This is a genomic window from Kitasatospora saccharophila (assembly GCF_039529925.1).
GTDB classification, from domain to species: domain Bacteria; phylum Actinomycetota; class Actinomycetes; order Streptomycetales; family Streptomycetaceae; genus Kitasatospora; species Kitasatospora saccharophila.
On sequence record NZ_BAAANS010000037.1, the window covers coordinates 1 to 14,467 of the forward strand.

Annotated in this window: 15 protein-coding genes; 2 read left to right on the top strand and 13 right to left on the bottom strand. The window is 75.1% G+C overall.

The features are described 5' to 3' along the window. Window positions 1-30 precede the first annotated feature (30 nt). Both ABD345_RS24985 and ABD345_RS24990 read right to left on the bottom strand, forming a co-directional pair. Complete coding sequence (locus tag ABD345_RS24985) at window positions 31-285, bottom strand: hypothetical protein (protein ID WP_344554849.1); 255 nt, start codon at window positions 283-285, stop codon at window positions 31-33. Beyond that, on the bottom strand, window positions 282-1,808 hold the full coding sequence (locus tag ABD345_RS24990) for a carboxyl transferase domain-containing protein (protein ID WP_344554850.1): 1,527 nt from the start codon (window positions 1,806-1,808) through the stop codon (window positions 282-284). The genes ABD345_RS24985 and ABD345_RS24990 overlap by 4 nt, the downstream gene beginning before the upstream one ends. A 234-nt stretch (window positions 1,809-2,042) precedes the next feature. On the opposite strand from ABD345_RS24990, the gene ABD345_RS24995 reads away from it, so the two are divergent. Continuing rightward, window positions 2,043-2,588 carry an RrF2 family transcriptional regulator gene (locus ABD345_RS24995; protein ID WP_380275546.1) on the top strand — a complete coding sequence of 182 codons (546 nt, stop codon included), beginning with the start codon at window positions 2,043-2,045 and terminating at the stop codon, window positions 2,586-2,588. Between the two features lie 149 nt (window positions 2,589-2,737). Next, window positions 2,738-3,952, top strand: coding sequence for a globin domain-containing protein (locus ABD345_RS25000; RefSeq protein ID WP_344554851.1), 1,215 nt, complete (start codon window positions 2,738-2,740; stop codon window positions 3,950-3,952). 120 nt (window positions 3,953-4,072) lie between these two features. Here ABD345_RS25000 and ABD345_RS25005 read toward each other — a convergent pair whose 3' ends face one another. The 11 genes from ABD345_RS25005 to ABD345_RS25055 form a co-directional block, all read right to left on the bottom strand. Then, complete coding sequence (locus ABD345_RS25005; RefSeq protein WP_344554852.1) at window positions 4,073-4,855, bottom strand: DUF3050 domain-containing protein; 783 nt, start codon at window positions 4,853-4,855, stop codon at window positions 4,073-4,075. A 117-nt stretch (window positions 4,856-4,972) separates the two neighbouring features. Beyond that, complete coding sequence (locus tag ABD345_RS25010) at window positions 4,973-5,935, bottom strand: alpha-ketoacid dehydrogenase subunit beta (protein WP_344554853.1); 963 nt, start codon at window positions 5,933-5,935, stop codon at window positions 4,973-4,975. Next, window positions 5,932-6,900 carry a thiamine pyrophosphate-dependent dehydrogenase E1 component subunit alpha gene (locus tag ABD345_RS25015; protein ID WP_344554854.1) on the bottom strand — a complete coding sequence of 323 codons (969 nt, stop codon included), beginning with the start codon at window positions 6,898-6,900 and terminating at the stop codon, window positions 5,932-5,934. Before ABD345_RS25015 ends, ABD345_RS25010 begins: the two co-directional genes overlap by 4 nt. Further along, window positions 6,897-7,874, bottom strand: a complete 978-nt coding sequence (locus ABD345_RS25020; RefSeq protein WP_344554855.1) for a phytanoyl-CoA dioxygenase family protein — start codon at window positions 7,872-7,874, stop codon at window positions 6,897-6,899. The genes ABD345_RS25015 and ABD345_RS25020 overlap by 4 nt, the downstream gene beginning before the upstream one ends. 17 nt (window positions 7,875-7,891) lie before the next feature. Beyond that, window positions 7,892-8,893 (bottom strand): VOC family protein, encoded by a 1,002-nt coding sequence (locus tag ABD345_RS25025; RefSeq protein WP_344554856.1) that lies wholly within the window; start codon window positions 8,891-8,893, stop codon window positions 7,892-7,894. After that, window positions 8,890-10,158: a beta-ketoacyl-[acyl-carrier-protein] synthase family protein gene (locus tag ABD345_RS25030; protein WP_344554857.1), complete on the bottom strand. Its 1,269-nt coding sequence runs from the start codon at window positions 10,156-10,158 to the stop codon at window positions 8,890-8,892. Before ABD345_RS25030 ends, ABD345_RS25025 begins: the two co-directional genes overlap by 4 nt. Next, window positions 10,155-11,795, bottom strand: coding sequence for a class I adenylate-forming enzyme family protein (locus tag ABD345_RS25035; protein ID WP_344554858.1), 1,641 nt, complete (start codon window positions 11,793-11,795; stop codon window positions 10,155-10,157). Before ABD345_RS25035 ends, ABD345_RS25030 begins: the two co-directional genes overlap by 4 nt. A gap of 80 nt (window positions 11,796-11,875) precedes the next feature. Next, window positions 11,876-12,481 carry a beta-ketoacyl-[acyl-carrier-protein] synthase family protein gene (locus tag ABD345_RS25040; RefSeq protein ID WP_344554859.1) on the bottom strand — a complete coding sequence of 202 codons (606 nt, stop codon included), beginning with the start codon at window positions 12,479-12,481 and terminating at the stop codon, window positions 11,876-11,878. 138 nt (window positions 12,482-12,619) lie between these two features. Beyond that, window positions 12,620-13,738, bottom strand: a complete 1,119-nt coding sequence (locus ABD345_RS25045) for a beta-ketoacyl synthase N-terminal-like domain-containing protein (RefSeq protein ID WP_344554860.1) — start codon at window positions 13,736-13,738, stop codon at window positions 12,620-12,622. Next, a complete protein-coding gene (locus tag ABD345_RS25050) occupies window positions 13,735-14,070 on the bottom strand; it encodes an acyl carrier protein (RefSeq protein ID WP_344554861.1) in 336 nt (111 codons plus the stop codon). Before ABD345_RS25050 ends, ABD345_RS25045 begins: the two co-directional genes overlap by 4 nt. Then, a complete protein-coding gene (locus ABD345_RS25055) occupies window positions 14,070-14,336 on the bottom strand; it encodes an acyl carrier protein (RefSeq protein WP_344554862.1) in 267 nt (88 codons plus the stop codon). The genes ABD345_RS25050 and ABD345_RS25055 overlap by 1 nt, the downstream gene beginning before the upstream one ends. Between the last annotated feature and the right edge of the window lie 131 nt (window positions 14,337-14,467).

Genomic DNA, 14,467 nt, shown 5'->3' on the forward strand with positions numbered 1-14,467 from the left:
GAAAGTTGCACTCGCGTCACGGAACACGGTCTACCGGATCAGGCCGCGCCGCGAGGGCAACTTCCCAGAATGATCACAACAGAATACGAGCCCTAGGTCGGTGAACACGGCGGTCAGGCGCTCGCGTTGGGCCGGAGGGAGGCTGTTCAGCTCTCCGGCGACGTTCTCCAGCAGCCCGACGGCGGTGTCGTCGGCGACCTCGTCGTCCTCGCACTCGTCGAGGAAGCGCAGCAGGTCGGCGAGCACGCCGGCCAGGGCGGGGACCAGCGGGTCGGTGGTGTTCATCGCGGGGTGTCTCCTGAACCGGGGCCGCCGAGGCGGCGGTTGCGGGTGGCCCGGGCGGCCAGGCGTTCGGCGTCCGGGAGTTCGGCGAGTTCGGCCAGCGCGGCGGTGACGGCGGCGCCGAGGCGTTCGCGCAGGTCGGCCGGGTCGGCGCTCTCGGGGACGACCAGGTCGACCAGGCCGGTGGCGGTCAGTTCGGCGGCCGTGATGCCCTGGGCGCGGGCGAGTTGGGGCGCGTGCTCGCCGTCGCGGTGGACGATCGCCGAGGCGCCCTCGGGCGGCAGCGGGGCCAGCCAGGCGTGCTGGGCGGCGATCACCCGGTCGGCGGGCAGCAGGGCGAGCGCGCCGCCGCCGCTGCCCTGGCCGAGCAGTACGGCCAGTACGGGGGTGCGCAGCCCGACCAGGGTGGTCAGGCAGTGCGCGATCTCCAGGGCCACGCCGTCGAGTTCGGCCTCGATCGAGAGTTCCGCGCCGGTGGTGTCGACCACGGTCAGCAGCGGCATGCCGAGCTCCTCGGCGATCTGCGCCTGGCGCCGGACGGCCCGCAGATCGGCTGCGGTGAACGGGAGTTGGGGCTGGTCCGGGCCCTGGCGCTGCTGGGCGACGACCATCACGGGGCGTCCACCGATCAGCGCCAGGGCCCGGACCAGTGCGCTGTCGCCGTCCAGCGGGAGGAGCGACTCGGCGGTGTGGTGCAGGAGTTCGAGTGCGGACAGCCGGTCGGGGCGGCGGCTGAGCAGCACCGACTCCCAGGCGTCCGGGACTTCGGGGGCCGCGGAAACCCCGGACGCGGCCGCAGTCGGGGCCGCGGAAACGGCGACGGGTGCGGGCGCGGGAACGGGGGCGGTCGGACGGGCGGTCGGGCGGGCGGTGAGGACGGTGAGGGCGCGGGCCAGGAAGGCGCGCAGCCGCTCGGGCGGGACGATCGCGTCCAGTCTGCCGTGTGCGGCCAGCGTCTCGGCGCGCTGGACGGCGGGCGGCAGCGGCTCGCCGCGCAGTTCCTCGTACACCCGGGGGCCGAGGAAGCCGAGCCGGGCGCCCGGTTCGGCCAGCACCAGGTGGCCGAGGGTGCCCCAGGAGGCGAACACCCCGCCCATGGTGGGGTTGCGCAGGTAGGTCAGGTAGGGCAGGCCCGCACTGCGGTGGGCGTGGACGGCGGCGGTGACCCGGACCATGCACAGGAACGCGGCCGAACCCTCCTGCATCCGGGTGCCGCCGGAGACCGGCAGGGCGAGCAGCGGCAGGCGTTCGGCGGTGGCGCGCTCCACGGCGCGGGTGATCCGTTCGGCGGTGGCCACGCCGATCGAGCCGCCGAGGAAGGCGAACTCGCAGGCGACCAGCGCGATCGGGCGCCCGTCCAACAGGGCGCGTCCGGTCAGCACGGCCTCGTCCAGGCCGGTGCGCTCGCGGGCCCGGGCCAGCGCGTCCCGGTAGCCGGGGTCGGCGTGCTCGGCGGTGACCGGCTCGTCCCAGCCGCGGAAGGTGCCGGGATCGACCAGCAGGTCGAGGAGTTGGCGTGCCGTCACCAGGGCCTCCGTCGGAAGGGGAGCGGGGGGAGCGGGAAGGGCGCGGCCCCGGTCGCGGGGAGAACGGCCGGGCGTCACCCGAGGCTAGCGGGGCGGTACGACCGCCGGCCGGTGCGCCGCACGGGGGTGAGCAGGATCACCGGTACGCGGTGCGGCGGGAGTGCGGCGGAGCGTGACGCAGCAGACAGCGGTGTAATTGGTATCCAAGATGCGCAATTGGCTAGAGTCAGGCCCGTGAGGTTGACCAAGAGCACTGACATCGCGCTGCGCATCGCCATGCGCCTGGCGGTGCTGGACGAGGACCAGAGCCCGACCACCCGCGAGGTGGCCGAGGCGGTCGGCGTCCCCTACCACCACGCGGCGAAGGTGGTCAGCCGCCTCCAGCACCTCGGCGTCGTCGAGGCCCGGCGCGGCCGCGGCGGAGGGCTCGCCCTGACCGCCGCCGGGCGCACCGGATCGCTCGGGCGGATCGTCCGGGAGCTGGAGGGCGTCGGCGACGTGGTCGGCTGCGAGGACGAGCCGCCCTGCCCGCTGCGCCACTCCTGCCGGCTGCGCGGGGCGCTGCGCCGGGCGCAGGAGGCGTTCTACGCCTCGCTCGACCCGCTGACCGTGGACGACCTGGTCGGCGGCGAGGGCGGAGCGGGAGGGGCGGGCGAATCCGGCGGTCCGGTCCTGCTCGGCCTGCCGAGCCTGCCCGCTCCGTCCGGCCCGCTCGGCCCGCTCGATCCGCTCGGTCCGTCCGGCCCACCGGGGCCGGGGCCGTTCGGCCCTTCCGCGTAGCCGTCCGCCGGACGAGCATCGGGGCGGGCGCCGGCGAGCGGCGGGCCCGGTGGCGGGCAGGTCCAGCAATGGCAGGCCCAGCAACGGCCAGGCCAGCAACGGCCAGGCCAGCAGCAGCAAGTCCAGTAGTGGGTTTTCCACACCGTTAAATGCGCATCTTGGATGCGAGTTTGGAGTTTCGGATGCTGTCCGAGAAGTCCGCGGAGACCGTGCGCGCCACCCTCCCCGCAGTGGGTGCGGCGATCGGGGAGATCACCGGCTCGTTCTACGAGCGGCTCTTCGCGGCCCACCCCGAACTGCTGCGCGACCTGTTCAACCGGGGCAACCAGGCCGACGGCAGCCAGCGCCAGGCGCTGGCCGGCTCGATAGCCGCCTTCGCCACCGCCCTGGTCGAGCACCCCGACCAGCGCCCGGACGCCATGCTCGCCCGGATCGCCCACAAGCACGCCTCGCTCGGCATCGCCCCCGAGCAGTACCAGGTGGTCCACACCCACCTGTTCGCGGCCATCGTCGAGGTGCTCGGCGACGCCGTCACCCCCGAGGTCGCCGCCGCCTGGGACGAGGTCTACTGGCTGATGGCCAACGCGCTGATCGCCATCGAGGCCCGCCTGTACGAGGAGAGCGGCACCCGCGGCGAGCGCCGCCCCTACACGGTGGTCGCCCGCACCGCCGAGACCGCCGACGTGGCGACCTTCCTGCTGCGCCCCGCCGACGGCGGCCCCGTCCCGGCGCACAAGCCCGGCCAGTACGTCTCGGTGCAGGTCGAACTCCCCGACGGCGCCCACCAGATCCGCCAGTACAGCCTGTCCGGCCGGCCCGAGGGCGGCCTGCGGATCACCGTCAAGAAGGTGGCCGGCGACCCGGCCGGCGAGGTCTCCCACCACCTGCACCAGCACGTCGACGAGGGCGCCACCCTGCTGATCAGTGCCCCGTTCGGCGACGTGCAACTGGCCGACGGCGACCGGCCGGTGGTGCTCGCCTCGGCCGGCATCGGCTGCACCCCGATCGTCGGCATGCTCACCCACCTCGCCGAGACCGGCGCCGCCCGCAAGGTGATCGCGGTGCACGGCGACCGGCAGGAGTCCGCGCACGCCTTCCGGGACGAGTTCGTCCAGCTGGTCGACAAGCTCCCCGGCGGCGAGGCGCACGTCTGGTACGAGCGCCCCGAGGGCGAGTGGCCCGCCGGGCGCACCGGCCTGGTCGACCTGACCGCGCTGGACGTCCCCGCCGACGCCGTCGCCTACCTGTGCGGCCCGCTGCCGTTCATGCGCGCCGTCCGCACCCAGCTGCTCGCCGCGGGCGTGCCCGCCGCCGACATCCACTACGAGGTCTTCGGCCCCGACCTGTGGCTCGGCCAGGGCTGACCGCCGGCCCCGAGGGCGTCAACTGCCGCGCGGGAAGCGGTGGATGACACGCCGGACCCGGCCCCCGGAGCAGTGGGAACCGCTCCGGGGGCCGGGCCCCGCGCCGTGCGCGTCACCGCGTCACAGCGCGGCCGTGATCGCGTCCCACAGCGCGACCCGGGCCCGTAGCGCGGCGCGGACCGTCGCCCCGCACTCCTCCCAGCGCTCGGCGTCGTCGCCGCACAGGTCGATCAGCATCTGCATCGCCATCGGGGTGTGCTGCTCGCCGTCCACCTCGATGTGCCGGGCCAGGTAGTCCTTGAAGACGCTCAACCTGCCCTCGGCGTCGTCGATCCGGACCACCTGCTCGAACATCTCCGGGATCAGGTCCTCCCGGCCGAACGCGAACGCCGCGGCCTGGCAGTGCACCGGCGCGTCCTCGATGATCGAGAAGGTGACGGCGGTGAACGCGGCCGCCGCCTCCGGGATCCCGGCCTCCTTCGCGGCCTGCGCGACCGGCAGGCCGGAGCGCAGCGCGGCCAGGAACGCCTCGACCGGGGCGGTGTCGGCGCCCGCCCGGGCCATGCCGTCCAGGTACAGCTCGAAGTGGCTGGTGTAGCCCTCGCCGAGCTCGTCGCTCTCCTCGACCAGCACGATCTCGTTGATCAGGCGGCGGCTCGCGGTCGGGCCGTCCGGCAGCCAGGGCAGGCTCACGCAAGTGAGCTGCCGCTGGAGGCACTTGAGCAGGGACATGAAGTCCCAGACGGCGAACACGTGGGTCTGCTGGAAGGTCCGCACCTTCTCCAGGGTGTCCAGCGACAGGTACATCGGGTGGGAGACCACCTCGCGGCGGACCTCCTCGATCGACTCGCGCAGGGCGGTCAGGCCGGGGTGGCTGCGGTCCCAGTGGTAGCGGTCGCTCATGACTGCTCTCCTCGTGTGGTGTGGCAGGGCGGGGCGGGGGTGGACACTACGCGGGTGGACGCAGCGGTGGTACGTCTCGGAGAACGACTGCCCGAAGAGGCAGTCACTTCGGGGCGGCTACTTCAGGACGGCCCGGACCGCGTCCCGCAGCTGCTCGGCGCTCGGCTGCAGGGCCCGGTCCAGGGCCAGGGCGAACGGCAGCACCGCGCCGTCCGGGCGGGTGACCCGGCGGGGCGGGGCGAGCAGGCGGCCCTCCTCGGCGGCGACGGCCAGCACCTCGGCGGCGAAACCGGCGAAGCGGTTGGAGTCGTCGGCCACCACCAGCCGGCCGGTACGGTGCAGCGACTCCACCAGGGCCGCCCGGTCCAGCGGGTACAGGGTGCGCGGATCGAGCACCTCCACCGACACCTCGTCCGCCAACTCCTCGGCCACCGCCAGGGCTTGGTGCACCAGGTGGCCGACCGCGACCACCGTCACGTCGGTGCCCGCACGGTGGATCCGGGCCTCGCCGAGCGGTACCGGGACGAGCGGCGCCGTCACGTCCTCGCGCACTCCCAGCGCGCCCGCCGGGGCGAACAGCACCACCGGGTCGTCGTCCCGGATCGCCGAACTCAGCAGCCCGTACGCGTCGGTGGGCGTCGCGGGCGCCAGCGTCTTGATGCCGACGTGCGCGAACAGGCCGTACGGGTGGTCGGAGTGCTGCCCCGCCCAGCCGCTGCGGGAACCCGAACCCGGTACCACCACGGTCAGCGGCACCCGGGCCTGCCCGCCCGTCATCAGCGAGAACTTGTGCGCCTGGTTGGCGAGTTGCTCGAACACCAGGAACAGCAGCGACGGGATCTGCAACTCGACCACCGGACGCATCCCGGTCAGCGCCGCCCCGATGCCGGCCGAGGTGAACGCCTGCTCCGACAGCGGCACGTCCACCACCCGCTCGGCGCCGAAGCGCTGCTGCAGGCCCAGGGTCAGCCCGGCCAGGCCCGCGCCGACGTCCTCGCCGAACACGCAGACCGCCGGATCCGCCGCCAGCGCGTCCGCCAGCGCCCGATTCATCGCCTTGGCGTACGACAACAGCGTCACAGGGCCGCTCCCGACCGGGGCCGCAGCCCGCTCGCGTACAGGTGGTCAGTGGCCGTCGCCGGATCCGGCTCCGCTGAGGCTAGCGCGAACTCGGCTGCCCTGGAAAGGAGTTCGGCCACTTCCAGGTCGATCGCCGCAGCCGCCGGCAGGCCGGTCGCCAGCGGGTCGCGCTCCCGCCAGGACGCCACCTCCTCGGCCGTCCGGTAGGCCAGCTTGAAGCGCCGCTCCATCGTGTGGTGCGCCTCGAACCGGTACGTCAGGCACTCCAGGAACGACGGACCACCGCCCGAACGCGCTCGCCGAACTGCCCGTTCGGCCGCCGCCCGGACCGCCTCCACGTCCATCCCGTCCACCGTCTCGGCCGGGATGCCGAACGCCGCCGCCCGGCCGCACGCCGAACCGCCCACCGCCGAAGCGGCCGGCAGCGTCGTCGCGTAACCGTTGTTCTCGCAGACGAACACCACCGGCGCCCGCCAGATCGAAGCCAGGTTCAACGACTCCAGCAGCACGCCCTGGTTGAGCGCGCCGTCGCCGAAGAACGAGGCCACCACGGTCGGTTCACCGCGCCGCTGCGCCGCCCAGGCCGCGCCGACCGCGATCGGCGCGCCCGCGCCGACGATGCCGTTGGCGCCCAGGATGCCCAACGAGAAGTCCGCGGCGTGCATCGAACCGCCCCGGCCCCCGTTCAACCCGTCCACCCGGCCCAGCAGTTCGGCCAGCAGCCGGCCCGGGTCGGCGCCCTTGGCCAGCACGTGGCCGTGCCCGCGGTGGGTGGAGGTCAGCCGGTCGGCCGGGTCGAGCGCGGCGCACACGCCGACCGCCACCGCCTCCTGCCCGCTGTACGGGTGGGTGCCGCCGACCACCAGCCCCGAGCGCACCCACTCCAGGGCCAGTTCCTCGAACGAGCGGATCAGCCGCATCGTCCGGTAGCGGCCCGCCGGGTCCGCCAGGTGCGGCAGGCTCACCGGCCCGACCGCCCCGGCTCGGCCCGCCACGGCTCCGACCGCCGCGGTTCCGACTTCCCCGGCTCCGACCGCCACAGCACCGGGCAGAACTCCGGGTCCGCGTAGTCCGGCAGGCCGTTCGCGTCCCGCCGCACCACCGCGTCGTGGTTGTACACCACCGGCGAGCCGTCCGGCCGCAGGAACGGGCGGTACCGGTTCGACCCGTCCTGCAGGTGCAGCGACACCGCCCGGCGCGGCTGCGCGGACCGGTTCGGGCCCGAGCCGTGGTAGGTGCGGCAGTGGTGGAAGGAGACATGCCCGCGCGGGATCTCGACCGGCACGGTGTGCACCTCGGTCCCGTTGAACTCGGCGTTCTCGTGCAGCAGTTGCTCCAGCTCCGAGCGGTCCCGGGCGGCGAAGTGCCGGGTCGAGTCGTCGCCGCCCGGCCGCTCCTCCCAGCGGTGGCTGCCGTCCACCATGGTGATGGTGCCCATCTCCTCGGTGCAGTCGTGGAACGGCAGGAACGCCGTCAGCATCCGCTGCGAGGTGGAGGTCTGCCAGTAGTGCTTGTCGAAGTGCCACGGCACCACGTTGCTCGGCTCGCCCGGCACCGGCGGCTTGTAGATCAGCGTCGACTGGAACAGCCGGATCTCCTCCGCCTGCGCCAGGCGGGCCGCGACCGCGCCCAGCAGCGGCTTGCGCAGGATCCGGCCGATCTCCCCGTGCTCGTAGTGCACGTAGTCGTTGTGCCGCTGCACCGGCCCGTCCGCGGGCTGCCAGGACGCCAGGTGCGGCGGCCGGGCCGGGAGTGCGCGGTCCCGCTCACCCGCGTAGTAGCGCTCGGTGGCGGCCTGCAGCGCGTCCAACTCGGCGTCGGAGAACAGCCGCCGGGACAGGTACCAGCCGCGCTCCGCGTACTGCAGCACCTCCTCGACGCTCGGCAGCAGCGCCGCCTCCTCCTCGGTCAACGCGAACTGCTCGATGGCGCTGGTCACTTCCCTCTCCCCTCTGCTCAGCTGTCCGCGGTGGCGCGCTCGCGCTCCACCGCCTCGTACAGGGCCTTGATGTTCGCGGTGCCGAAGCTGCCCGCGCCGCGCCGCTCCACCAGTTCCAGGAAGAAGGTCCGGCGCGGATGGGTGGAACGGGCGAAGATCTGGAACAGCTCGCCGCCGTGGTCCCGGTCCACCAGTACGTGGGTGTCCCGCAGTTCGGCCACCGGGATGGCGGTCGGCCCGAGCCGCGACTCCAACTGCTCGTAGTAGGCGCCCGGCGTGCTCAGGAACGCCACCCCGCGCGCCGCCAGCTCCCGCACCGCGGCGGTGATCGACTCCGTCGCGTACGCCAGGTGCTGGACGCCCGCGCCGCCGTGCGACTCCAGGAAACCGTCGATCTGGCCGGCGGCCCGCGAGGTGTCCGGCTCCAGCAGGGTGAAGGTGACCGTCCCGCACGGGCTCTGCACCACCCGGGAGTCCATCGCCTGGTCGCCGACCTCCACGTACTCCCGGAAGACCTCCCGGAAGCCCAGTCCGCGCACCGCCCACTCCACCGCGGGTTCCAACTGCCCGCCCGGCACCACCACCGCCACGTGGTCCAGCGACAACAGTGCTCCCTCGCCCGGGAGTTCACCCGCCGGGAGCAGGTCCTCCGCGCCGACGAAGCGCAGCGCCAGATCACCGAAGCCGGAGACCGTGCCCGCCCCGTCCAGGCAGCCGCCGCCCGCGTCCAGCGCCCGCTCGGCCGCCGCGGCCGCCGCCACCGCGTCGGCGTGCCGCAGCGCGATCACCGCGACGCCGTCGCCGTGCCGCCGCACCCAGGCCGCGACCGGGTGCTCGGCCTCCACCGCGGAGGTCAGCAGCACCCGGATCGAACCCTGGTGCGCCACCAGCCGGGTGGTGCCCGGCGCGGCCCCGGCCGGCTCGCTCAGCGTGAAGCCCCAGTCGTCGCGCAGCCGCGCGGCGTACTTGTGGGCGTCCTCCACGTACAGTTCGGTGTACGCGATGCCCGGCACGGTCATGAGGTCCCTCCGAGGTGCTTGGCCGTGACGCTCGGCGGCCCGAACAGCAGGCTCAGGTTGTGGCCGCCGAACGCGATCGAGTTGGACAGGGCGTGGCGCACGGCGCCGTGTTCGGCCGCGCCGCGGACGTGCCGCAACCCGCAGCTCCCGTCCGGCTGTTCGAGGTTGCGGGTGGGCGGGATCAGGCCCTCGGCGACGGCCAGCGCCGACACCGCCGCCTCCACCGCCCCCGAGGCGCCCAGCAGGTGGCCGGTCGCGCCCTTGGTCGAGCTGACCCACGGGTCGTGCGCGCCGAACACCTCGCGCAGCGCCGCCGCCTCCGCCCGGTCGCCCAGCCTGGTGCCGGTGCCGTGGGCGTTGACGTAGTCCACGGCGGACGGCTCCAGGCCCGCCGAGCGCAGCGCGGCCCGCATCGCGGAGACCGCGCCCGCGCCGTCCGGGCGCGGCATGGTCGGGTGGTGGGCGTCGGTGGCCGCACCCCAGCCGGCCAGCGACGCGTAGCCGCCGGCGCCGCGGGCCTCGGCGTGCGCGACGCTCTCCAGCACCAGGACGGCGCTGCCCTCGCCCAGCACGAAGCCGTTGCGGCGGGCGTCGAACGGCCGGGACGCCTGCGTCGGGTCGTCCCAACCGGCGGCCAGCGCACGGGAGTTGTCGAAGGCGGCGGAGATCGTCGGGTGCAGCGGGGCCTCCGCGCCGCCGCACACCACCACGTCCGCCTCGCCGCCGCGGATCAGCCGCAGCCCCTCGGCGATCGCCTGGGCGCCCGCCGCGCAGGCGGTGATCACGGCGGAGCTGTAGCCGCGGATGCCGTGCGTGATGGCGATCCGGGCGGCCGCCATGTTGGAGAGCATGCCCGGCAGCAGGTACGGGCTGACCGCGGCCCGGCCGCGCTCGCGCCGCCCGACGGCCTGCGACTCGTAGCTCTCCAGCCCGCCGCCGCCGGTGCCCAGCACCACCGCGACCCGCTCCGGGTCGGTGTCCTGACGGATCGTCAGCTTCGCGTCCGCGAGGGCGTCCGCGGCGGCGGCCAGGGCGAGCAGCAGGTACCGGTCGGCGACCCGGGTCTCGGTCGGCGGCAGCACCTCGGTGGCCGGGACGTGCGGGGCGATGCCCGCCACCCGCAGCCACCCCGCCGCCGGGTGGTCCTCCGGCGGGGCGCTCAGCCCGGAACGGCCGGCCGCCAGCGCGGCGAACACCTCCGGGACGGCGCGGCCCAGCGGCGTCACCCAGCCGATGCCGGTGACCTGCGCGGCGACCGTGTTCATCGGGCCTCGACCGCGGAGGCGGCCGCGGCGTGCTCGGCCAGGTGGCGCTGGCGCAGCAGCACCTTGCGGACCTTGCCGGTCGGTCCGAGCGGGATCCGCCCGTCCGGGACGGCCAGCACGGTGCGGACCACGGCGGCCACGTGCGGCTCCAGCGCGGCGAGCACCTCGGCGGTGCGGTCGGCGTCCTGGTCGGCGGCCGGGTCGAGCTGCAGCAGCACGTCGGCGACGGTCCGCTCGCCGGCGCGGAAGGCGACCACGGTGCAGTCGTGCACGTCCGGGCAGGCGGCCAGGACGCGCTCCTCGCTGGCGGCGGTGTGCAGGCGGCGGCCGTCGCCGAGGTCGACGGTGTCGACGGCGCGGTCCACGTGGTAGTAGTAGCCGTCCTCGTCCCGGTACATCAGGTCGCCGGTGAGGAAGTAGTCCCGCACCCGGGTGCGGTGGGTGGTGACCGAGTCGTTCCAGTAGCCGGGCGACAGGGTGGGGGAGCGGGTGCCCAGCTCGCCGACCTCGCCCGGGCCGAGCTCGTTGCCGTCCGGGTCGAGGACCGCGCAGTCGACGAACGCGTGCGGACGGCCCACGCAGCGGTCGTAGCGCTCGGAGTCGACGGTGTGGGTGATGTGGAAGTGCGAGTGACCCATCTCGGACGAGCCCAGGCCGTCGATGAACACCGAGCCGGGGGTGCGGATCCGGCCCTGCCGGGTGGCGGTCACCCGGGACCCCTGGGCGACCAGGCGGCGGATGTGCGCCTCGTGCGCGCAGTCGCCGGTGTTCCACCACAGGCCGACCGAGGACAGGTCGCGGGCGGCGAGGTCCTGCCGGGCCAGGTCCGCCCAGGTGGTGGCGAAGCCGTACACGCCCTGCGGCCGCCAGCCCTCGATCGCGTCCAGCACGGCCGGGCCGGTCTGCCGGGAGATCAGGTACAGCTGGGCGTCGAAGCTGAGCGCCAGGTTGACCGCGATCAGCGTCGCGGCGTGCGCGGCCGGCAGCGCGCTGAGCACCCGGTCGATGCCCTGCGGGCGGGGCAGCAGCAGGCGGTGGCGGATCGCCGCGTACAGGCTCTGGTGCGAGTGCAGCACCGCCTTGGGCAGGCCGGTGGTGCCCGAGGAGTGGGTGATCGCCACCGGATCGGTGGGCCAGTGCCGGTACGGGGCGGGCGCCGACTCCGGGTCGCCGTCGGCGAGTTCGGCGGTGTCGGCGAGCAGCGGCGCACCGCAGTCGAGGCCGGCCAGGGCCTTGGCGTGCGCGGTGTCGGCGAGCAGCCCGGTCGCGTTCAGCCGGCGCAGGTAGCGGGCCGAAGTGTCCGCGTCCAGCGCCGGGTTGAGCAGGGCCGGGATCGCGCCGAGCCGGGTCAGCGCCAGGAAGGACAGCACCTGGTCGGCCGCGGCGGACGCCTGCACGGCGACCGGGTCGCGGCGGCGCACCCCGCGGGCGTGCAGCGCGGCGGCCCGGGCCCGCACCGCGCGGTCGAGCTCGCGCAGCGTCAGGGCGGTGTGCGCCGGGTGGCCGTCGACGGGGGTGTCGAAGGTCAGGGTCGGCGAATCGAGGCCGAGGCCCTGCTCGACCCGGGTGGTCAGGACGTTTCCGGCGCCGACGGAGCTGTCGGCGGACAGCGTGGCGCGCAGGCTGGGGAGGCTCATCGGTCCCGTTCTTGTCGTGGTGCGGGAAGGGGGACCCCCGGCGGGCCGCGGTGCGCCGAGGGGCGGGGCGGGGACGGTGCTCAGGGGGCGAGCAGGACGGCGGTGGCGTGGTCGGGCGGGCCCTGGACGGCGGTCACCACCAGGACCTGGTCGGCGTCGCCGTCCTCGATCAACAGGGCGGCCCGGTCGTGCGGTTCGCGTTCGCCGTCGAAGCCGGGGCCGAGCGCGACCACCGGGCCGTCCAGTTGCCAGCGGGCGGCGACGTGGCCGAGGACGGCGTTCGGGTTGGACTGGAAGAACAGCAGCGGGGCGACCCGCCGCCCGTCGGCGGTGGCCCGGGCGAGCGCGTCGGCGGTGCCGGTGTCGCCGCTCGGACTGACCAGCAGCAGCGCGGTGCGCGGCGCCCCGGCGGCCGGCGGCGGACCGTAGCGGGCGCGCAGGCAGCGCTCGGCGGTCTCGGCCACCAGCGGGCTGAACGAGGACTCCACGAAGCCCGCGATGGCGGGCAGTTCGTCCCCCGGACGCTCCGGCCACCGGGCGGAGGCCAGCACCCGCAGCGGCCCGCCGAGCACGCGGGGTGCCACGACGGGCGGTGCGGTCGGCGGCGCAGCGGGTGCCGTGACCGGGGGCGCGGTCGGCGGGTCGGTGACGAGAACGAGAACGGGGACGGAGGTCGGGGCGGTCATGCGGGAGCCACCAGGAGGACGGGCCGGGAGCGGCCGGGCGGAAGCGGGCAGGGCGGATGGAGCGGGGTGGGACAGGACGCAGCTGAAGAACAAATCTCCTATGCAGAAAGCGAGTTGGCGGAAGATCGGCGCTTCCGGTCAGGCCGGGGCCACCAGCAGCGCGGTGTTGGCGCCGCCGAAGGCGGCGTTGAGGGTCAGGGCCAGGGCGGCTGCGGGGGCGGCCGGACGGGGGCGGTCGAGGACCAGGTCGAGCGGGCAGTCCGGGTCCGGGCGCTGCCAGCCCGCGTTGACCGGCAGCGCGCCCGCGCCCAACGCGCCCACGGTGGCGGCGAGTTCGAGCAGCGCGGAGGCTTCCAGGGCGTGGCCGTGCACGGACTTGGTGGAGCTGACCGGCGGGGTGCCGGACGGGAAGACGCTGCGCAGCGCGGCGGCCTCGGCCAGGTCGCCGAGCTTGGAGCCCGCGCCGTTGGCGTTGACGTAGCCGATCGCGGCCGGTGTCGCGCCGGCCCGGGCCAGCGCGCCGTGCACCGCCCTGGCCAGGCCGGTGCCGGCGGGGTGCGGACGGCAGACGTGGAAGGCGTCCCCGGTCCTGGCCCAGCCGGCGATCTCGGCGAGCGCCCGGCCGCCGCGCCGGCGCAGGGCCGGTGCGGACTCCAGGACCACGGCCACCGCCGCGTCGCCGAGCAGCATGCCCTGCCGTCCCAGGCTGAACGGGCGGACCGCGCCGTCCGGGGCCAGCGCCCGGCCGGCGTCGAACACCGCGAAGGTGTCCGGCTCGACCAGGTAGCCGGCCGCGACCAGCACGCGCTCGCGGCGGCCGGAGGCGATCAGCGCGGCGGCGTCGGCGACCGCGCCGGACGCGGCGACGCACGCGCCGGTGTACACCCGCGGGCGCAGCCCGGTGCGTTCGGCGACCTCGGCGGCGACCGGTCCGGCCCGCCGGTCGCCGTGCAGGGCGAGCAGCAACTCCTCCGGGCCGTCGGCCGGTTGGCGGTCGGCCGGGTCGGAGAGCGCGCCCGCCTCGGCGAGCACCGCGACCAACTGGTCGGCCAGCCGGGGCGATCCCGGGCCGGTGGCGGCCCGGTCGGTGCGGTGCCCGGCGGTGCCGAAGCGCTCCACCGGGGTGAACGCGGGCCGGCCCGCGAGCACGCCGTCGGTGAGCGCCGCGAGCCCCGCGCCGAACGCCGAGCGCACCCCGATCCCGCCGACCAGGACGGCGCGCCGCGGCGGACCGTTCCGGAGCGCGGTCGGTGTCATGGCGCGGCGGCCCCCGCGTCCGTGCCACTGCCACCGCCACCGCCACCGCCACCGCCGGTGCCGCTGCCGGTGGCGTCGGCGGCGGCGTCGGCGGCGGTGTCGATCAGGGAGCCGAGCGCGGCCACCGCGTCGTCCACCGTGCGGATGGCGTCCAGCCGTTCGTCGTCCAGGTCGAGCTGCACCCCGTAGACCTGTTCGGCCTGGGCGATCAGCCAGGTCAGTTCCAGCGAGCCCAGGTGCTCGTCGACCTGCTCGGGCGAGCGGTCGCCGTAGCGGGCCAGCATCTCCAGGGCCTCGGCGCGGCCGAAGCGGGTTCCGGTGCCGGTGCTCATCAGGCGGTGCTCACCGAGGTCTTGGCGATCCGGGCGGCGACCTCGGCGCTGAACTCGTCGATGGTCATCAGCGCGGTGGACTCCATGTCGTCCAGCTCGAAGCGGACGCCGAACTCCTCCTCGACCTGCACCGCGAGGTCGGCCAGCGCCAGCGACTCCAGGTCGAGGCCGGCCGGGCCGAGGTCGGTCTCCGAAGTGACGTTCGAGACGTCGTAGTTCATCGCGGCCAGGGTGGTCAGGATGAACGAGCGGATCTGTTCCTGCATGGAAGGATCTCCAGCGCAATCGGGAGGGGAAGGGGAGAGGGGTGTTCCCGGGCAGGGCGCACCGACGGACGGGCGGACGGTGTCTGGAGCCGTCCACCGGGCCGGGCGCACCGCACCGGAACAGGGGGAGC